This window comes from Listeria cossartiae subsp. cayugensis (genome assembly GCF_014229095.1).
Taxonomy (GTDB): Bacteria; Bacillota; Bacilli; order Lactobacillales; family Listeriaceae; genus Listeria; species Listeria cayugensis.
The window spans coordinates 348,436-369,472 of sequence record NZ_JAARZC010000003.1 but is presented as its reverse complement, the minus strand read 5'-3'; the positions used below and the strand labels follow the sequence as shown (position 1 = coordinate 369,472).

Annotated in this window: 11 protein-coding genes; all 11 read right to left on the bottom strand. The window is 38.2% G+C overall.

Annotated elements, in window-relative coordinates; genetic code table 11:
* Positions 1-2: 2 nt before the first annotated feature.
* Positions 3-5,939 carry a putative cellulose-binding protein LCP gene (gene lcp, locus HCB49_RS11560; RefSeq protein WP_185605022.1) on the bottom strand — a complete coding sequence of 1,979 codons (5,937 nt, stop codon included), beginning with the start codon at positions 5,937-5,939 and terminating at the stop codon, positions 3-5.
* A gap of 90 nt (positions 5,940-6,029) precedes the next feature.
* Entirely contained in the window at positions 6,030-6,590 is a 561-nt protein-coding gene (locus HCB49_RS11555) for a hypothetical protein (protein ID WP_185605021.1), read from the bottom strand.
* A complete protein-coding gene (locus HCB49_RS11550; RefSeq protein WP_185480578.1) occupies positions 6,587-6,901 on the bottom strand; it encodes a F0F1 ATP synthase subunit epsilon in 315 nt (104 codons plus the stop codon). Before HCB49_RS11550 ends, HCB49_RS11555 begins: the two co-directional genes overlap by 4 nt.
* Before the next feature lie 12 nt (positions 6,902-6,913).
* On the bottom strand, positions 6,914-8,284 hold the full coding sequence (gene atpD / locus HCB49_RS11545; RefSeq protein ID WP_185480577.1) for a F0F1 ATP synthase subunit beta: 1,371 nt from the start codon (positions 8,282-8,284) through the stop codon (positions 6,914-6,916).
* Positions 8,285-9,157, bottom strand: coding sequence for a F0F1 ATP synthase subunit gamma (locus tag HCB49_RS11540; RefSeq protein WP_185480576.1), 873 nt, complete (start codon positions 9,155-9,157; stop codon positions 8,285-8,287).
* Positions 9,154-10,650 carry a F0F1 ATP synthase subunit alpha gene (locus HCB49_RS11535; protein WP_185605020.1) on the bottom strand — a complete coding sequence of 499 codons (1,497 nt, stop codon included), beginning with the start codon at positions 10,648-10,650 and terminating at the stop codon, positions 9,154-9,156. The genes HCB49_RS11540 and HCB49_RS11535 overlap by 4 nt, the downstream gene beginning before the upstream one ends.
* Positions 10,647-11,678, bottom strand: a complete 1,032-nt coding sequence (locus tag HCB49_RS11530; RefSeq protein ID WP_185605019.1) for a F0F1 ATP synthase subunit delta — start codon at positions 11,676-11,678, stop codon at positions 10,647-10,649. Before HCB49_RS11530 ends, HCB49_RS11535 begins: the two co-directional genes overlap by 4 nt.
* A gap of 11 nt (positions 11,679-11,689) precedes the next feature.
* On the bottom strand, positions 11,690-11,932 hold the full coding sequence (locus HCB49_RS11525; RefSeq protein ID WP_003721714.1) for an ATP synthase subunit C-like protein: 243 nt from the start codon (positions 11,930-11,932) through the stop codon (positions 11,690-11,692).
* Positions 11,933-11,991: 59 nt separating this feature from the next.
* On the bottom strand, positions 11,992-14,229 hold the full coding sequence (locus HCB49_RS11520; RefSeq protein WP_185605018.1) for a cell envelope integrity TolA family protein: 2,238 nt from the start codon (positions 14,227-14,229) through the stop codon (positions 11,992-11,994).
* Entirely contained in the window at positions 14,226-20,039 is a 5,814-nt protein-coding gene (locus tag HCB49_RS11515) for an ATP phosphoribosyltransferase regulatory subunit (RefSeq protein WP_185605017.1), read from the bottom strand. Before HCB49_RS11515 ends, HCB49_RS11520 begins: the two co-directional genes overlap by 4 nt.
* Positions 20,040-20,147: 108 nt before the next feature.
* Positions 20,148-20,807, bottom strand: a complete 660-nt coding sequence (locus HCB49_RS11510) for a cyclic nucleotide-binding domain-containing protein (protein ID WP_185480571.1) — start codon at positions 20,805-20,807, stop codon at positions 20,148-20,150.
* Positions 20,808-21,037 lie beyond the last annotated feature (230 nt).

Genomic DNA, 21,037 nt, shown 5'->3' with positions numbered 1-21,037 from the left:
GTTTATTTGTGGCTTCTTCTTTGTCTATTGATCCATAGGAATAACGCTAATCCTACTAAGCAAACTCCTAGCAAGACAATCCATAAGTTCATTTGATCGCCAGTTCTTGGAATTGCTTCACGGAATGTTGCAGTGCGCTGTTTTATTTCCGCCAAATCGTTGCCGCCCTTAATAATCAATTCTTTCTCGACTACTCGAATGTTAGCAACCACGGATAATTCTTTCTTACCTGCGTCTGCTGTACCTTCATTAGGGTCGATTGTGTAAGTGACTTTGTAAGTGCCAGCTTTTTTTGTATTAACTTTCCCTTTGACTTTTACATTAGAAAGTGGGATTTCGCTACCATTTCTCGACATTGCGCTCACGAAATTATCTTTCGGATCCCATTTTCCATTTAGTTGTAACTGACTATCATGGACGATTATTTTCGCGTGATTTTGTAGTACTGTCACATGAGATACACTTGTCACACCATCATAACTATAGGTGATTTCGTATGTGCCTGGCGTTTGTGTATCAACTTGGCCTGTGACTGTAACGTTAGCCAATTTCACGTTGTCGCCTTTTTTGTCCGTAGCCGTGTCAAAGTTATCTTTCGCTTGCCAATCATCTCCAGCATAGATTGTGCTATCATGGCTTTCCACTTTCGTCAGCCTTGGTTTTACAGTAATTTGCACGACTTTTGAGACACCCGCGTAACGATATGTCACGGAATAAGTTCCCGGAGTTGCCAAGTCAACATCAGCAGCATCTTCCACTGTAATGTCTTTATAAGCAACCGCATTTCCGGCTTTATCAATCGCTCGGTCAAAATTGTCTTTTGCTGACCAAGTATCTCCAGTATAAACCACAGAATCATGTGCATAAATAGCTGTTTGTGGATTTTTTACAGAAACTTGAATCGTCTTAGAAAAACCATCGTATTTATATGTGATTGGATACGTGTCGGCTTTCGTATTATCGACAGTTCCTTCTACTGTAATATCTGCAAAAGTGACCGCATTTCCATCTTTATCGCGTGCGCTATCAAAGTTATCTTTTGCATCCCACGACTCATCAATATAAATTGTGGAGTTATGCGCATTTACAGCTGTTAGAATATTTTTCACTGTTAATGTCACTGTTTTAGTAGCTCCATCAAAACTGTATTTGATTTGGTATGTGCCAGCTTTATTTGTATTTACCGCCGGAGTCTCTGTCACGCTCACTTCGGAAAAGGCTACTGGATCACCGTCTTTATCTACGGCATTATCAAAGTTATCCTCGGCTGTCCAACTATCGCCTACATAAATAGTAGCATTGTGTGCATTAATTCCTTTTTTGTTTTCTTTTACTGTTACAGTGATTGTTTTTGCTTCACCCGCGTACGTATAGGTGATTGGGTAAGTGCCGGCTTGCGTTGTGTTGACTGTATTTGTCACAGTAATTTTATCAAAAGTGATTGAATTACCATCTTTATCTGCGGCGCTATCAAAGTTATCTTTCGCACTCCATGTATCACCCGTATAGATAGTAGAATCATGGGCATTAACTTCGGTTGCATTGTCTTTAACTGTAACATTAACAGTGGTTACTGTGTCGTTATATTTATAAGAGACTGGATATGTGCCAGCTGTTGTTGTATCAACGGAACCAGTGACTATGATATCCGCAAAAGTAACGGTTTCTCCTTCTTTATTAAGCGCGCTATCGAAATTATCAGCTGCACTCCAACTATCGCCGACATAAATCTTAGAGTCATGCGCGTTTACTGTTGTTAAATCTTTTTCAACTTTTACTTGAATAACTACTTCGACTTCTTTGCTATCTTGTTCCAATGTATAGGTAAGCGGGTATGTGCCACCTTGGTTTGGACCATCTTGAATAGCTTTTAGTTGTGTTTCATCAACTTTTACAACATTTGTACGATCTTGGGCGTTTGAATTTACGCCATTTTTCACTTCTTCAAAAGCTGCTGTTTTTGCTTTTGTCACTGCTTGGGCTTCTGTTAGTGCTAATGCATCTTTGTATTCAAGTGTGAAGTTAGTTGCTCCGATTCTTAATTGGTCTTTCTGAGCAGTATTGCCGCTCGTTGCTGTTACATAAATCGGTGCAGTAGACTTCTGTTCTGTTCCAAAAATGTCTTTAACTGCAATCGTAAGGTCCGTAGCTGCAATTGTTTTTCCGTTAGTAGAAACGCCTACGATTGCGCCGGAACCATCGCTTAGGGTTTTCGCTGTCGCTATTCCCGCATTAGCTGTAGTCCACTTATAGCCATCCGTTGTTGCTTGGATTTTTTGGAAAAAGTCTGGTTCGATTGTATCTTCTGCTGCTTCACCATTTGTTTGGGCTACTTTTGGTAGAGTAATCTTTAAGCTTTTTCCTTCTTGAACAATTTTTTCATTTAAGTTTACTTTTAAATCTGTTTCAGGCACGTAAGAAATATAACCTGCGTTGATATGTTGTGCAGCCGGTTGTGCTGGATCGATTTCTTTTACCCAACCTGTCTCAGCGCCTAAATTCGGCGTCGCACTATTTAATGATTTATCTTTACCAACATTCTGTAAGGTAAATTTGTAACCTTCTTTATCTGGGAATTTAACTGCATATTTTCCGTAACCAATACCTAAATTGTAGTCAAACTTATAATCTCCATTTGCATCGGTTGTCGTTGTTACGCTTTCCCCATCTTTAGTAAATGCTTCATACTTTGAGGTTGCTTCATTCCATTTATATAATTCAACTGTTTCATTCGCAAGTGGTGTATCAGTTTGCGCCGATTCATACACACCATTTGCATTTTTGTCTTTAAATAGTTTACCTGCTACTTCTACAATTACTAATTCCGCGCCTACTCGAGTACCTGCGATAGATCCGGAGTAAGTGTTTGTTGTAACTGCATAGTAAGGGTTGTATACGTCGCGTTCGCCAATTTTATTTCCAGCTGTAGCAGAATCAAACGTTTCATCTACTTTTAGTGGAACTTTAATTGTTTGCGTTTCTCCAGATTCAATCTCTGTTTTCACTTTGATACGAACCATATTTGCTTTTCCGTAATCGGCAAGTGTATTACTGTAGATAGCATCTGTCGTATAATTATTTGAAGTTGCTTCAGTTGTATAGCTTATGTCAAACTGCTCTTTTTGCGCGGCTGTCATTGCAAGCGCATCGCTTAGTTTCATATCCCATTTGAAAGGTTCACTTTGGAATTTCGAGCCAAAATCTTGACCAGTTTTTGGAATTGGGATGTAAATATCTAGGCTTTCAGCACTTCCACTTGAAGTATTTGTAATCTTAACCATATAATCCGCGTCAGTTCCTGGTGTGAAATACGAAACTGTGCTGTCATCATCTTCTACATAAGCTGCTTTAATTCCTTCTCCAGCTACATTTAAGAAAGTTTCTACTGTAACTGTATCTTGTTTAGGAACACTTAGCGTACTTGTGTTAGTGGACAGCAATCGTTCTGCATCTTTACCATTTTGGTTCACATCAAGACCATTATCCGGGAAAAAATTCGCTCCTAGCGCCGAAGTAACATTACTTCCACCCCAAGCAAGCAACTCTTGAATACCTGTGTGGATACTCTTACTTAAAGTCATATCGAATGTTGTATTATAGCTAATATTTAAATATTGTTTTTTAGCAGGATAACCGATATATTCACCTACTGTAACATCTGTTGTTTTGATAACATATACTTTATCGCCGTTATTAGCTGATTTCGCTTCAACAGAAAAATCGACTTCTTTGCCGTCTTGATCTGTCAGTTTAATAGATCCCGGTTTAACCGTTGTTCCTTCTAATTGACGTAAATAAATTTCTGGATTGTTAAGGACGGTTCTTGTTCCATATGGGTAATCATGCATAATTAATGATGCTTTTGTGGTTACTGTGTCTCCCGCACGAGCAGTCTTAATTAGTGCACCTTCACTGTTATAAAATGAAGCTGTTCCATTCGCAGCCGTGCTTACACCCGTTGTAGTAGTGTACGTTGATGAACCGGAAACTTTGGTATTTGCTTCATCTTCAGCATCCCAAATATTGACATCAAATTGAACCGAAGTGATACCCGGCTTCACTATTCCGTATGATGCGCTATTGGCCGCTTTAAATGGTGCGGAAGTATCAATATTTGTAAATCCAGTGGAGAAGTCCCCTACATTCGCTTTTACTTCTGTAAAGTATTCCCCTTCTTGAAGACCTACTGCCGTTGCTTCTAGCGTTAGCATTTTATTCGCATTTGTTTTAGGAAGAGTACCTTCGTAAGTTCGATATTCTGGATTTAAATTAGTTTTATATTGTACATCTGATGCCTTATTGCCAGCTAATTTGCCATCAAAAGGTAAATTAACTATGTATGCTTCCCAGTTTTCATCAAATTTAATTTGGTAAACTTGATTTGTTTTCACTCCGGCAGTTTGCTTATTGTTAATCTGAATAAGACCTGCCCAAGTTTCATTATCTGGATTAATATAGTTATTTCTTGGTAGCATAACCATTTTATTTGCTGTTCCACCAACTACTTTACACGTATCTTTCGCAGCTAGCGTTGTTGTATCATTGGAATCATTGGTTAATGCCTCTGTTTCAAATACTTGGTCATCATATGTTGTAATAACCGCATGCGGGACTTTAGGCGCCGTATAGTTCCCAACCGGGGTTCCAGCTGGCACTTTATATTTAACCGCAAAAATGGTTTCTACTATACCATAGTAATTTTCTTGTTTAAAATCAATAACGACTTTGTTTTCGCTTGGATAATGGGTGATAGTTCTATTGTCAGTATTTCCAAGCACACTTTTACCTTCGTTAACTACACCGACATACTCCATACCTTCTGGATAATAAAGGGTTGTTGTAACATTTTTAGGAACAAAGATTTTTGATCCACGGCTATCTGCTTGGTTAATACCATTTACAACTGAATATGGTTTTGTATAATTATAAGAATCTTCTGTATCTGTACTTGCGATCACTTCTGGCAAAAAGGACGATGTATACCAGTTTCTAAACATGGTTTGAACACTCTTTTGAGAAGCGTAACCGACAACATTTTTTCCTTCGGCGTGAACGCTTTGCTCTGCTGAGGCAACCGGCGTGCTTCCTTCACCCATGTAAGCATCGACTTTGATAGGCGATTTTAAGTCTGCTGTGCCATAATACTTGGCTGCATCTACTTGAACAGAAAAGCTAAGCGTTAGTTTCTCCGTGGCAGGCTCTAGCTCATAACTCACTGTCCCATAAGTGGCCTTGTTATAACCCGCCTCTTTATCAGGAACTGTCACCGAAGTAATTGAGTCCCCAACCGGATTACCAGCGCCAAAATAACTTAGAATACTTGAATCAGAGCTACTTGTTGGTTGGTAGCTGCTCGGAACAGGTAGCGAGACAAATCGCATACCATCTGGTAACGTGAAATTTATTTTTTTACCAGTGGAACTATTATTATTAAACTCTACTGTGACAGAAACGTCTTTGATATCCCCATTACCCCATGCCGTTTTGTTATAATCAGGAATATTTAAGGCTACAGTAGGCGCACTGGATTTAAGCCCTGTTTTACCAGGAGTTACAGTTGCCGTCTCTTCAGATATTTCACTTACTTTATAAGAAGCAGTGTATTCTTTTTCTGCGCCGGCTTTATCTTTGTAGGAAATAATAAAGTCGACAGAGCCATTTTTGGTAGCTACATATTCAGCTTCCTCGCCATCCGTCTTTTCTCCATCAGGCGTTTCTATAGCTAATATGTTAACTTGCGTGTTTTTCGGTGTGGCTTTAAGTGTTAGTGTAGCTTTCTTTTTGTCGCTTGAAAGCTCATTTTGAACCGTATAAGAAACGGAATCATTACCATTTTCTTCTGCAAAAACTCGGAATGAAGAAAGATTAAGCTGGCCGAGTATTAATAAAGCAGCCATGACTAACAATAAGGAACGCCTCAAGCTTGTTGTTTTTATCATATAAGTTTATCTCCTTTTGAATTTTCCAAATTGCCCGGGATGTGTTTTCCGTTAATCTAACCGCGGACGCTGAGGATTTTTTTATTAAAATTATTTCAGCAATTTCACATAGATACGTTGCCATATAAATACGGCCCCACCTGCCACAAGCAGGCTACAAAGAACTAGGTAACTCCTTATTCCAAATTGAATCGGCCAAGGGGATCCGACTACTTGTACAAGCACAGAATGCATAGTATTCATCGAAAAATATCCAACAAAGTACAAGCCAGTAATTAAAAGTAAACCTAGTAACTGCATCATTTCTTTTTTAAATTTTTGAGCTACGCGTGTTTTCTTCCACAAGGAAAGCAGATGAAATAACCACGTACTCCAAAATATAAATAGTATAAATTGGAAAGGTATTGCTAATATTTGCAGCGCTATGATACACACTACAAGCGTTGCGCTAATAACGACAAGGAAAGCCGTAACTTCTCCGTCCAGTTGAAAACGTTGGTACCACGATTGATACCGCCGAGCTCTTTCTAAAGGTATTTCATCTCGGGTTAAAAAATGGCGAATACCAACAAGAAGAAGCAAAACTATTAGAAAAAAAGCAGCAAACAAAGCAACAATTTGTAGCAATGTATCTAAAAATCCGCTCGTCATATAATCCCCCGCTCTCCTTGTTTTCGCTTACTAAGTCTTTCAAAAATCCGTTCAGCTTGATTGGCATCCGTTGAAGCAAATTGCGCCATGATATTTGCTTCATTTTGAACAAGATGTAAATAACCGAGGGCGACAAAGATAGGCTCTGTAGCGGCACTATCTAAAATAGTAATTTCACTATAGTCGAAGAAACTAAGGCAATCGATATGTTCTTCTAATACCGTTTGCTGCCCTTCTTTTGTATCGATAACAAAACCCTCTACATCACCTTCAAAAAATTGCCCCATAGGCGAGACGATTTTTAATTTCATTTGCCTCTCCTCCTATTTCAAGTCTTTGTAGGATCCTATAAACAAGAATTCTCGCTCTGAACGTTCATCATATTCGCCACTCAGAATACGCTCGATGCTAACCAGTAAGTCTTCAATTTCAACAAAAATCCCTTCTGTACCAGTGAATTTTTCGGAAACATAAAATGGTTGTGATAGGAAGTTACGAATTTTCCGTGCACGGTGAACGAGTTTTTTATCCTCGTCGCTCAACTCAGCCATACCTAGCACGTTGATGATTTCTTGCAATTCCATATAGCGTTGTAGAATAAATTTCACTTGTACAGCTAATTGATAATGACGTTCGCCAACAAAGGTTGGATTAAGCGCCCGGGAGAATGATTGAAGTGGATTAACAGCTGGGAAAATCCCTAACGCCGCAATCGAACGTTCTAATACAATCGTTGAGTCTAGGTGACTGAATGTTGCAACCGCAGATGGGTCATCAATATCATCGGCCGGTAAGAATACACATTGGATTGACGTAATCGAGCCATTCTTAGTAGATGCGATTCTATCTTGAAAATCACCCACTTCTTTTGAAAGTGTTGATTGATATCCCCCTGTAATCGGGATTTTACCTTGCAAAGAGGATACTTCGGAACCCGCTTGGATGAAACGAAAGACATTATCGATAAATAGTAAAACATCTTTTTTCTCTTCATCACGCAAATATTCCGCGATTGTAAGACCTGTTAGCGCGACACGCATGCGGACACCAGGCGACTCGTTCATTTGGCCAAGTACGACGGTTGTTTGCGGTAATACGCCACTAGATTCTAGTTCTTTATATAAACCAATACCTTCTCTGACACGCTCGCCAACCCCAGTAAAAACGGAATTCCCGCCCATCATACTGATATTGTTAATCAACTCTTGCATTAAAACGGATTTCCCAACTCCGGCACCACCGAAAAGGCCCGTTTTACCACCTTTTAAAATCGGACAAATCAAGTCAATAACTTTGATGCCGGTATAAAGGATTTCTTTATTTGTATCTAATTCTCGAAGTAAGGGCTGTTCACGAAAAATTGGCCATTTAACTTTGGCTTCTGGTTCGGGTAGCCCATCAATTGCTTTGCCGTATACATTCAGCATCCGTCCTTGAACCGTTTCTCCAACAGGAACTTCAATCGGATGACCAAGGTTGACGACTTCTGCTCCTCTTGCCAAACCACTAACTTCTCCAATCGCAATTGCTGAAACAGTATTAATACCTGTATGTTGAACGACTTCCGCTAAATAAGTTCCTTGGTGTGTCTCATATTCGAGCGCATGGCTAATTTCAGGGAGTTCGCTTTCATTAAATTCAATTTTTAAAACAAAACCACTAATGCTTATAATGGTCCCAGTGTTTTTTTTCATTTATTCTTCTTCCTTCCTGATCGTCTGTGCGCCGCTGATGATATCCAACAATTCGCCTGTTTTTTGTTGTAATGCTTTTTTTCTAGCATCAAAAACGGCTTCTTCATGCTGTTTATGAATATTGTCTTTCGCTTGTTTCATCGCAATTCGGCGCATACAGTACTCACTTGCCACCGAATAGCGAAACATGCTGTAAAGCAACCCACATAGATAATTTTCTAGTAACAACTGCTCCACTTGTTCGTCATCCGTCTCGAAATCAAGTACATAATCAACTTCGATTGACTCCGCATCTGATTCTTCAGGAATATCCGGATAAATTTTTTCGCACATCGCTTCTGACTGAACGGCATTAAGATATTTTGTAAAAATGACATAAAGTGCATCCATTTCTTGTTTATTAATTTGATCAATAAAATCCGCTGTCACTTCTGTCGTTGTTTCCAAATCAATATTTTCAAGCGAAAACTGCAAGTATGTGGTGATTTTCTGACCTAGATTCGTTAAATAACGATGCCCTTGTTCCCCCACCACAATCCAATTAATGTTCACTTGATCGCCAAGCGTTTCAATCAATTTGTCTATCTCAGCAAAAACCTCACTATTATAGGCTCCACAAAGCCCTCGTTCGGATGTAATCGCAAGTGCAGTCACATTCTTTTCTTCTATTGCTTGTACATTTTTGCTGGTATACATCGTTTTTCTAACCCATCGCAAACTTTTCAAGATAGTTTCATAATAACTAACGGCTGCTTCGGCTTTTTCTCGCAAACCTGAAAGTTTTCCAAGGGTTGCTAATTCCGTTACATGGACAATTTTATAAGTTGAGTTCAGTGCTTTAATTTTTTTTCGCGCCTGGTCTATGCTACTCAACGGAAAGGCCTCCCCGCTTCCTGAATAATTTCTTCTAATAGTTTGACGTGAGATACATCTAGTTCACTGATTTCCTCAATTTGGTTCGAAAATGATTCAAAGTCCGGATGAGCATGCGCTTTTTCTAACAACAATCCTTTAAAAGATTGAACATTCGTTGGCGCCATTTTGTTTAAGAAACCGTTTTGGAATGCATATAAAATGGTAATTAATTCTGGTACGGATAGCGGGCTCAAAATATTTTGTTTAAACAGTTCGGTCAACATCCGTCCATCTGTTACCATTTTCATACTTCCGTCATCAAGTGCATTACCAAAATCCAGTAATTCTTTTAACTCTTCAAATTGAGAAAGTATCAGCGTCAAATTCTTGCTAAGTTTGCGAATAATCGGGTGTTGCGCGTCGCCACCTATTCTGGAAACCGATACACCGACATCTACGGCAGGCTTTTGACCACGGTTGAATAAATCGGATTTTAAGAACAACTGACCATCTGTAATCGAAATAACATTGGTCGGAATATATGCCGTTACATCATCAGATAAAGTTTCAATCATTGGGATAGCAGTGATAGAACCACCACCATGCTCCTGATTCATTTGTACTGCACGTTCCAAAAGGCTTGAGTGGATGTAGAAACTATCTCCAGGATAAGCTTCTCTTCCCGGCGGTCGATTGAAGAGCAACGTAATCGCTCGATAAGCATCTGCATGTTTTGTTAAATCATCAAAAATAATTAAGACGTCTTTCCCTTGGTCCCGTAGTGCCTCTGCGACCGCCATCCCCGCGTATGGGGTTAAATATTGGGCGGTAAGAGAATCACTTGCAGCTGTTGCAACCACCGTCGAATAGTCCATCGCGCCATATTTACGCAATGTTTCAATCACTTCAGCAATATAAGCTGCTTTTAGACCAATTGCTACATAGATACAATGCACATTTTGGTTGTGCTGATTAATGATTGTATCCACCGCGATTTGGGTTTTTCCTGATTGCCGGTTGCCAAGGATTAGTTGGCGCTGACCCCGACCAATTGGTGTAATAGAGTCAATTACTGCGAGCCCAGTATTCAGCGGGCGAGTAACGCTATCAATCGTCATAATGGCCGGTGTTACACAAAATAGCGGGGAAGTAGCAGTTGGCTGTTCATCGCTAATGTCGTATAACATTTTTCCAGTCGTATCAATAATACGACCTGCCATATCTTCAAACAGATTTACTTCGATGAAATGATCCGTAACAGATACAGTCATTCCCTCTAAAATATCATTGGTTTTATCAATTAACCCTATACCAACAAATTCTTCATTTAATTCAAGGATTACGCCGCGGTGTTTACCGTCAATCGTAACAGCTTGGTGAAGTGCCGCATTTTCTAAGCCAGAAGAAAAAATTACACCATCAGAGATTTTCTCAACCCGGCCATGTTCTTTTAAATATTCCAAATCCACAGGGGTTTCGTATTTGTTCATATCAAAATGAATAGTTTTCAAAGTCTCACTTCCGATTCCATTTTTTCTGTTGTGCGCTTGATTAGTTCCTGATAGCTCATATCAATCGACTTTGTTCCATAATTGATAATAACTCCACCAATTAATTCTTTTTGAACTTGATACTCGATTTTATAGCCCGTATGTGTCGGTTGCCATAGCTTATCAAAATGACTTGCCGATTCTTCGTTAGCAACATTTACACGAATAAGTCCTGTATAAAAATGGACATTGTAAACTTCTATATAATTCCGGTAAAGTCCACGTGTTTGACGATAAGAAAAATGCGTCAACATATAGAATAGAAATTCGACAAATTGATGATCAAGTTCATCCAATGTGCCGTCTTCACGCATTACCTTCACTTTTTGTTCCGGCGACAAGTAGCTACTCTGATAAATTTGTTTCACAGAAAGCTTACTCGCGCGCTCATTGAACTTTTCAAATGACTTCGTAAATGCGTGTAACTCTTCTGGCGTATACATTTCAAACAAACGCAACAAGACTTTGTAAGGAAGAGCTAGACGAATCTTTTCAACCCGGACTAGTGCATCAAATTCGCGAATTGCTTCCGTGAACAGTTGCGCTTCCTCTTCTTCAGATGTAATAAAAACCTTTTGAATGATTTCATTAACACAGCTACTTAGCGATTTGAACGGCGCATGTGGTGTCGTTTCAACACTTGGAACTTCAATGATTTGTGCTGGTTTTTCATTTTGCCAAATTTGTAATTCTTGTTCATATTTTCTATTTCGCGCAACTAACTGGTCGATTTCTTCAAGAAAAATGCTCTCTTTCTGTTCTGCTTCGATAGCTAATTGTCTATTTCTCTGTTCTTCTTGATTTGTCGCAACTTTTTGTCGTTTTAAGCGACGTAATAAACTTTCTTTTTCAAGCGATTTATCTTGGCTAAGTTCGTAAAAAAAGCTCGTGAGGATATTTTCCAATTTTCGCAAGGTAAAATAGAGTAAATACAGAAAACCAATTGCAAAAATACCATAAAGTACTATCGTTTGAATCATATTTTCCATGCTCTCACCTATCATATAAACGGATTAACCCAAAGCAAGATGACTGCGATTGCCAGTGCAAAAAGCATTAATGCGACAATCATTAGAAGCCCTAAGAAAAGACCTCCCATAACTTCTTTTTTTGCATTTGGGTTTTTTCCGATAATTTCTGTTGCTCTACTAACCGCTATTCCTTGTCCAATTGCAGCTCCCAAAGTCGCAAGCCCAATTGCGAGCGCGGCGCCAATTACGCTACATGCAACTACTAAATCCATTATTTTTTTCCTACCTTCTGTATGAGATTGGGGTACTGAGAAAATGTACCCCTCTACTATTATTGATATACGTAAAGTTGCAACGTGCCTTTCGTATCATAAACTGCAATTCGGTAATCAAAACTTTCTTTCGCCATCCTCGAAATGGTCTCCATGTGGCTTACTAATCCAGTTTCGTCAGCAAGTAGTTCTTTGCTACTAAAAGAAGTCCAGCCATCACTTGTTCCAACCGCACGTCTTTCAAAAGCTACTCGATATGTTTCGCCTGCTTCGCGTTTCATGGAAAACATCATGTCGTAAGTGGCATTTTGAGGTGCTAAAACTTCTTCAATCTTGGTTGCTAAGCTTACATTTCGTGTTGTTTCTTGTTCAGCTTCCTCGGTTTGCTTTGTACTATTTTCTTCTGTTTGGAATGGTGTTAAGGAAATAGTTAGTTTCGCATCCTTGTCGTACTGAACGTCTTGCTCAATCGGATATTCGAATGTTTTGCTTTCCTTTGTATCGTTGTTTGTTGTTTTTAGGACTAACTTAGCTTCTAAATCAACTGCTTCTTCATCAGTGATTGGCACTAAGCGAATGCTCCCTTTTTCTTGGTTGACGATTTTGTAATCGACTTCAGCTTTTTCTTCGTCCTTTAATTCAACAGTAGCTTGGTTTAGCGTGTAATCTGTTGATGTCCAATCGTACTCCACTTGCACAACTTTATTCGCTGATAAATTAGCTCGCAAGCTCTTTAAAACAGTCGCCTGCATAGTGTAGTATTTTTCTGAGCTATTCAATTCGATTGTTTCGCCACTTTTCATTTCAATAATCGTTTGGAATTGGTATGCGGTGCCTGGATCTAAGCCGATTACGTTTAGAAGCTCTCCGTTACCCTTAATAAAACTGGTACCAACATTCATATAGAAAGAATCACCATTTGCTTTTTTAACTTTGATTCGAGCTCGTTTGATATCTTCTATTTGTGCGTCAAGAGCTATATTTACTTTGATTGACGTACTAGTCACGCTTTGCATTTGATAAATAGCTGATACTGATTGGGTTGTGAAAGAGTCGCTCTTCATTTTCACTTCTTGGATGCCTTTATCGGTGCCTAGGTCATATTGATACGTGAACTCAAGATGGTATTTTCCATTAGGAGAAAGCCCAGTTAGGGTAGCTTCTGTATCTACAGCAGATGCATAGTGCGTATTAATAGCTTTACCTGTTTTTTCATCTACCACACTGATTTTCGTTACACCAACCAAGGTGTTATTGGGGTCTGAATATTTATAACTTACTTTCGCACTTGTTACGCCTGGTGCTATATAGCCAATTCTTAGTACTGGAATATTTCGTTCCAGCTTTTTATTTAGTTCTTCAATTTTTTTCAGAACCGCTTCATAATTATCAATTTTTTCTAAGTCTTTTTGCGTATTTCCGCTCGTGCCACTTCCGCTACCGTTAGTTCCCGTATCTGCTGAGCCGCTATCTGTTTTAATTTCATTTCCATATTTCTTAGTTGCATTCAGGCCACTATTCGCAGATTCATTCTTCTTATCGGCATCGCCGTTTGACTCTTTATCCTTTGCGGCTGTTTTATCGCTTGCTTCTTTCTCGTCTTTTTTTACGACGACTTTTTCATTATCTGTTCCGCCGAAGCTAGCAAGGTCGATTTTACGTTCGCCAATGGTATATGTTTCATTACTCGCATCTAAAATGGTTTCATCATTGACCTTTAATGTCATATGACCTAAATAGCGGCTTTTCTTTTTATTTTCATAAATGGTTACACTACCGGTTTTATCGATGAGAAGAAGTGGTTTGGAAACTTTCTTAATTTCTTTTCCACCAAGATAAAGGGTTGCCTCAGCGTTTAAGAAATATTGGCGATTCGCTAGTTTTACAACACTTTTTTCGGCAATTTCTGAGTCTTTGTATTGATAGGAAGCTCCTTTTGATTCATAAACTTGTCTTCCTTTTAACTTTGTACTAACGCCATTTATATCAATGACTGGGACACTCTTGGTGAACATCAATGCATCTTTATCCAAATAGAGAATCGTACTTTGCATAATTTTATTGCGCGTATCGTCTTCATCATTTTTGGCGATTAGCTGATCTTCATTCCAGCTTCGATAAAGTGTGTGTCCTTTTTGAAATTGCAATGTTTCTTGTTCATCATTTAATACCACACCGTTACTGGGGAGGGAGACAAGATCATATCTTGCCTCTTTAAATGATCCCCATAAGATTACAGAAATAATGATTAACGGGACAGCTGCAACGATTATGCCTATTTTCCATGCAGGTTTCATTTGCTTGCCTCCAGTTCGATAATCCCAAAAGTTTTTCCTGATTCTGTTTCTTTAACAGTAACTTTTGAATCATGATAATTTGCATCGAATTCCACACCGGTATCTAGCTCTTCTTTTTCGAGCGTTTTCGTTTCTGTGAAATCTTTGCCGAACCATGACTGTACTTTTTCCCAAGTGGAAAGTTCTTTTGGTTCAATCGTGACAGTTAGTTTTGTTTTTGCATCTGCGGTGTCATTTGCCATCAATGTAAAATTATCCTTTGTGATATTAGCTTTAAGATTATTTTCTTCGTTATTGCCTTGATAAAGCGCAATTGGCTTGTCTTTCTGATCGAATACAGTTATTGCATAATTGCTCGTTGGTTCCATCGACAAATTAACTGTCTCCTCAATATCTTTGGCCGCAACTTTTTCTGTATCGATCACTTCGCCGTCTTCATCTTTAAGCTCGAACGTGTAAGTTTCTTTTGCTTCTTTATCTACTTTTGTCGTGTCTAGTTGTACAGCCACATTAGTATCAGTAGCTCTTACGCTTCTGAATGACCGTAAGTTTGCCGCAATATCTTCTTGCAAGGTTACAAAGTTGGATGTTTTTTCATAGGTTTTAACTTCATTTAACGGCGTACGATAAGTGACGACCATTTTGCCTAAGAAACTTTGATTCTGCTTCTTCCCTGCAATACTAAAGCTTTCAGAAATTGTTGCGGGATATGAGCTTGGTAAAGTGACCGTTTTTCTTTCAACTAAACTAGTTCGCTCATTGTTACCACCATAATCAAGCAACTCATAGAACTCCATTTCGATTTTCTCAATGGTTGTTGATCCTGGACTCAATTCTTTTGCTTGAAACTTGATTTTTTTCGTTGCGGCATCAAGTTGAATTGTTAGTGAGTTCGAGGTTACATACTCATCATCGGTCGTAAAGTTTAAACTTGTACTCCATGGATGACTTCCATCGCCAGCCAAATTGTCGTAATTTGTACTGATAGTTAATGTATAACCTTTCGCTGGTTCCAACTCGTCGAATGTGTTCAACCAGCTAGCTGTATTTCCACCTGTGAAAGCACCATTCTTAACTATCTTGCCAGACGTTGTTTCTTTTAAGACGTATTGGAATTGCTTATTCGTCCCGCCTACAAAGTAACTATCTGGGTCGTTATAAGAGAATTTCAATGTTGCTTGCCTAGCAGAAACACTTTCTAGCTTAATTGGTGCACTAACCGTTTTTGGTGGCGCAAGATAAATGGTCTTCGCATTACTTAAAAAAATTGGTGCCTTAGCTAGACTTGTTTTCATAAAGGCCGCAATTACATAGGTTTTTCCGGAAACATAATTTTGAGCGCCAAGATTATTATAGAAATCAAATTCTGGCGTCTTCGATAAATTATTAAACGTCGCTGCTGGCGTTTTGCTACCTAGTTCTTGTTCCAGCGCGACTAGATTCGTTATGCTAGAAGATACTGTCGAAGCATCATACAAACGATACTCGATGTCTGTTAAAACGCTACTTTCATCAATAAAGTTGTTATTTCCTTTGATTGTCCTGTATCCATAAGCTGGGTTCCACGAATAACTTGTAGAAGCCATGCTTGGTAGACTTTTCTCGGTAGTGATTGTTTCGGTATAGTAAACTTTATTTTTTGCACCTTCTCCGTCTAACAAATCATATTTTCCTTCTACTTTAATAACATACGTTTTGTCTGGTGAAAGTTCAGTAAGAGAGACATCTCGAGTTGGTAAGCCGTCAATTCGAACCGACTTCACAAGTGTTGTCCCGTCCTCTTTGTATGCATTCGCAAATAGCTCATTTTCGTTAGCTTTTTTAACAATGGTATTATCTTTATCTTCACCAATAACATCTAACTTGACTCGCTTGTCATAAATACTAAGCGACTCAGCTGTAATGTCTGGCTCTGCTAGTGCTTTCGTAGTTATCGATTGCGAAACTTTGCCTGTTTCTTCTTGTGCAGAATAAAGATCGATTTTTGAACCGGCCGCTTCCGTTGAAACAAGACCTGATGAGAAGTCAACATAACGACCATTTAGTTCCGCTACATAACTTCCATCTTCTTGACGTCTAAAATTAAACGGATCTGCTGTCTCACTGTTACTAATCAGAACTCCACCGCGGTATGCAATGTAAGTCCCAGTCCAAATATTTTTAAATTTAACACCGGAAATATTGCCTTCTGCGTCAGTTGGACCTTTTGTCACGCGGTAAACATCTGCCCGATTTGCATTTCTAGTTGTTGATACACCGCCGTTAGACGAGGTTACAAATGCTGTGTTATCGTTTAGCGACAGATAATAGCTTTCAAATAATTTTTCATAGTTCAGCCTGTTTTCCATATAGTTCATTTTCATATCAAGCGCTAACTGATATGAATTGTTAAACCATACATTCCCGAATGGCAAATCAATAGTTTGGGCGTCAAATTGTTCATCGCCTATTCTAGCTACAGAATAATCTGGGCTAGAACTATTTTCAGCTTGAATACTGTAGGTTGTTTTCATTACATTACTTTTGGCCACATCATCAGGTTGCGGCGTTAAAATCAGCGAACGACCTGTTTCATCTAATGCAAATTGCGCACTAGCTTGCGGTGCCGTTGTGTTCATCGCCACCAAGTTTTTTGTCATAAAGACCGTTGATTCCGCAGGCTCACCGCTAGTAACGACGTAATCGCCTACTGTTTTAATCGTTGTCGCACCTCCACTTGAAAGCGGTAATGTTACGGTGTTTTTCCCATTCACAAGCGGTACAGAACCGCCTGTTGAGCTAGAAATATCAAGTTTTCCAGGGATAATCGCTCCCTCAATATCTCTCACATATACATTGAGTTTTACTTCGGTTGCTGTTCTTCTTAAAATTTCATATTCCACAGTTGGTTTTTCTTTTTTAATTTGAATTGTTTCAGAACTGATTTCAATACGATGATCTTCATAATTATCATTCCAAATTACTTCTGCTTTGATCATGTAATCAAACCCGCGCCCTAAATCAGTATTTGTTAAATCAAAATAAGAATACTTTTCAAATTCGCCTGCTGTCGAAACTTCTTGTTCTACAAGCGGCGTATTTAAGTCGTCTACTTTATAGATTCTATAAGTGATAGAGCTAACCGCATTGTAATCATCAAGCATTGGTTTTTCCGTAGCTTCAATACCTGCTAACCCACCCACTTTCATTTTATTCGGCTGATAATCTAGTAGAACTTTATCGGTTATTGGTGTTTCTCTTTTCGTTTTGAAAACTAATTCGCCTTCTACAGGGACCTGGTTCATTCCACTATCAAAGCCATCTTCTACTTTTAACAAGTATTCTTTATTAATAGCTAGATCTTCGAAAAGATAGTTTTTCCCATCTGCGCTCATGAGCTTTTCAAAGTCGCTGTTTAAAGGAATTGTTTTTATAAGTGTGTTATTTTTCTTATCATAGATTTTTAAGTTTGCCGTGCTTAGTTTTGTCGCGGTTTCAGAGAATTTGACATTAATTTCTGCCTGATTAGTCGTGACCGATTCGAGTGTAAACGTGGCATCCACTTTTGCTATTTCCGTTGTTTGGAAAACACTAGATTGGCCAATACGCTGATCCACCATAATTCCCGTGCCATCGTCTAAATTATAGGAAGCAGTCATTACAACAACATAATAAGTCTCACTTTCTAAACGATCGAATTCCAGTAAATTTGTAATGTCAGATTTATTTCGCAGGTCTACTGTAGCAACCGGATTGCCACTATATAAACCTTGCGCATTTGATTTATAAAGTTTTAAGGTCGGATGCGTCAAATTATCATAAAGCAATGTATTATCCGCATCAAAAACTTCATAATTGATGGTTAATTTGTCTTGTTCTGCTGCTTTTAGAGAAAATTCTACAGTTGGTATAGATTTCATTCCAACTACTACCACATTAGATACTGGTGTAGCAAAAGTATAGTCGGATTGATTGTTATTACCAGAGATATAAGCTACAAAAACATAATTCCCATCGCTCATATCAACTGTTCGACCAACTTTTACCGATGTTTTCTTCTGACTTGAATCAACAACAGAATAAGCATATTCTTTAGCATTCTCACCATTCGCTTTATAATCTTCTTCTAAATAAGCAACATAGCGAATGCTAGTAATAGAACTATCTTTATCGATTAAATTAATTGGCACCGCTGTGAATTCACCTTTCTCCGTACTATAAGAAAGGTCTATTCCGGTCATCGTTGGTTTTGCTTTTAGTGTTGAGGCAATAAAATACCAATTTTCGTCTGTTACTTCTTTACCATCAACCACTAATTTTTCCATTTCGACGATGTATTCTTTACTACTACTCAACGAATCTAATTTAACTTCTACTTTGCCATTTTTTGTAAGTGCCGTAGTATCGACTTTAACGGTTTTAGAAGTAGTTACGTTACTGTTGTTTTCTTTGATTTTTAAAACTAATTCGTCCACTTTGCCGTATAATTCTGTAGCAGTTATCTCCGCTGTTAAACTATCTTCACTGCGTTCCACTACTTTTGGCGTTAATACGACTGGTTTTGCTTCTACCATTTGGCGGAAGAAAATCGTTTCTTGAATTTTGTCACTTGCAGATTTGTACTTCCCTTGAACGACAACTTGGTAGGTTTCGCCATATTTTAAACTATCGAAAGCAAAATTTTGGTCTACCTTTGCTGAATCCAATGCTACTTTTTTCACAACCTTATTTTCACTATCGTATAAAATTGCTTCTAAAGATTGTAGACGTTTAGAAGAATCGGTTAGTTGTAATTTCGCGGAAGCTTTTTGCCCCTTCACAGTTAGTTCAACATCCACAATTGGTACTTGGAATGCGGTTAAACTCTCAGCATCATTTAGCTTTTTGATAATTTCATTTGTTTTGCTGGCGTCCGTGTTATTTTGGTTGTTTTCCGGAGTTTCATTGCCGTTTGCGCCATTTTTGGTCGTTGTTCCAGTGTCTCCACCAGTAGAGTTTCCGGCTGCAGCTTCGTTATTTGCTGCATTACCATTGTTTGCTTGATTTGTTTGTTCATTACTTTTATCTTCTTGCTTCTTTGTTTCATCCGTTGTAGTTGTTTCTTTTGTAGATTTTAGATTTCGTTTCTCGGCCTTATCATCTATTTCAACCTTAATCGAACGAATATCAATATCTTCTTCCTTGTCCGTTTGGCTAACTAGCATTTCTTTCTTTAAATCAAATTGATAACGGTTATTTTCCATTTCAATATAAGCATCATCGCCCGCTAGTTCCTCTAAAGTTTTTTCCCCCATTAATAAAACTTTCTTATTCTCATCAATGGAAACAATAACATTTTTCGGTAATTTTTTGTTAAGTCCTTTTTTATTTTTCAAATATGAATTATCTAAAATAATGTAGCGTCCTTCAGCAAGTTTAACAACCGTGCCTTTCGGAAGCTGTGCAATCGTTTTGTCTTTCGTAGCGTTTGCTTTATACGCTCCTTTGCTTTCCGTGACAGTTGTTTTTGAAGGCATCTCTATTAAATCGGATGCACTTTTAATAGCCACACTTTTTCCTAAAAATTGGATTCGACCATCTTTTAAAAATAATGTTCTCGCCAAGTTGATCGGTTTTACTTCTTTTCCGTCTGAAATGGTCTTTTCATTATTAAGCCACGCGTCATTGTACTTCGCATCAGCTGAAAACGTCACTGGTTCTCCTTTTGGACTATACGTAAACCCCTCTGCTTCAATAGCATAAGCGTCATCCCTCATTAGGAAAAATGCTGAAACAATCGCACTAATAGCAAGTACCGAAACAATAATTACAACTAAAATATTTTTCTTCAAGTCCTACTTCCACCTCGTTTGTGTGTATATTTTTTGTACTTGGAAAAGAACTTGATTCATTCAAGCCTTGTACCATCAGAAAACAAATGTGCCTTGTTTTCGTCTAAATTAATCCGCTACTTTTTGAACTTCTCTTTCAAAATATTCAAGCCTCATTTCGCGTCCTTTAAGTTTCCAGGGAGAAGATTTAATATCGAGTTTTCCGTTATTATGCAGTTCATTTACAGTGGAAGATATAGTGGAAATGGAGCAATTAGCTAATTTTGCTAAAATGTTTATCTGGAGCCATTCTGGAAAAACTGGCAATGTAGTATTAGCCAAATTATTTTCTAATAGGAAGTTTAGCGTAGATACAACTTTATTTTTTGAATTCTCTATACCGAGCAGTGCTTGCCTTTTTAAATCTTGTTCGTTTTTCTCTGCGATTTGTAAAAAGAAGTTAGACAATATTTGATCCTCCTCTAATTTTCCAAATACACCCTCCGCACTAATCAGGCAAATTTCCGATGTTTCCAAAGCTTTTAATACCACCGGATTTCTAGTAGGAAATACAAGATTTTTCTGGAAAAAGCAACGTACAATCCCTTTTTTCTTACCGTCACTTTCTTCAATTAGCGTGCCATTCTTCACCAGTAAGACATGTTCTCTATCTATCGTAATACTCTCCCAGGCCTTAATTTGTTTACAAACATAAGAAAAATTATCGAGTAAATAAGCATAAATAATAGCGTCTCTTTTGATGTAGTCGTGGTATTCAATGTACTTCATTATCATAACCATCCTCTCTAAATTTCCATCACAGACTTATTATCTTAGAAAACGAATAATTTTCGTACAGGCAATTACAACTGATTTACGATAAAAACGGTATTGTTTGACAATTTTTCGTAACATTTAAGCGATTGCTTCATTTTTAAAATCCGAAAAAACGTTGATAAATCTAACTTTCAAAAAAACGGCAGAAAAAAGAAGCCTAAAACGATACATTTTTATCGATT

What these genes read in the sequence shown, in the direction of transcription:
- lcp (WP_185605022.1), bottom strand. Translation starts at nt 5,939, where the DNA reads ATGATAAAAACAACAAGCTTGAGGCGTTCCTTATTGTTAGTCATGGCT.
- HCB49_RS11555 (WP_185605021.1), bottom strand. Translation starts at nt 6,590, where the DNA reads ATGACGAGCGGATTTTTAGATACATTGCTACAAATTGTTGCTTTGTTT.
- HCB49_RS11550 (WP_185480578.1), bottom strand. Translation starts at nt 6,901, where the DNA reads ATGAAATTAAAAATCGTCTCGCCTATGGGGCAATTTTTTGAAGGTGAT.
- atpD (WP_185480577.1), bottom strand. Translation starts at nt 8,284, where the DNA reads ATGAAAAAAAACACTGGGACCATTATAAGCATTAGTGGTTTTGTTTTA.
- HCB49_RS11530 (WP_185605019.1), bottom strand. Translation starts at nt 11,678, where the DNA reads ATGGAAAATATGATTCAAACGATAGTACTTTATGGTATTTTTGCAATT.
- HCB49_RS11525 (WP_003721714.1), bottom strand. Translation starts at nt 11,932, where the DNA reads ATGGATTTAGTAGTTGCATGTAGCGTAATTGGCGCCGCGCTCGCAATT.
- HCB49_RS11520 (WP_185605018.1), bottom strand. Translation starts at nt 14,229, where the DNA reads ATGAAACCTGCATGGAAAATAGGCATAATCGTTGCAGCTGTCCCGTTA.
- HCB49_RS11510 (WP_185480571.1), bottom strand. Translation starts at nt 20,807, where the DNA reads ATGAAGTACATTGAATACCACGACTACATCAAAAGAGACGCTATTATT.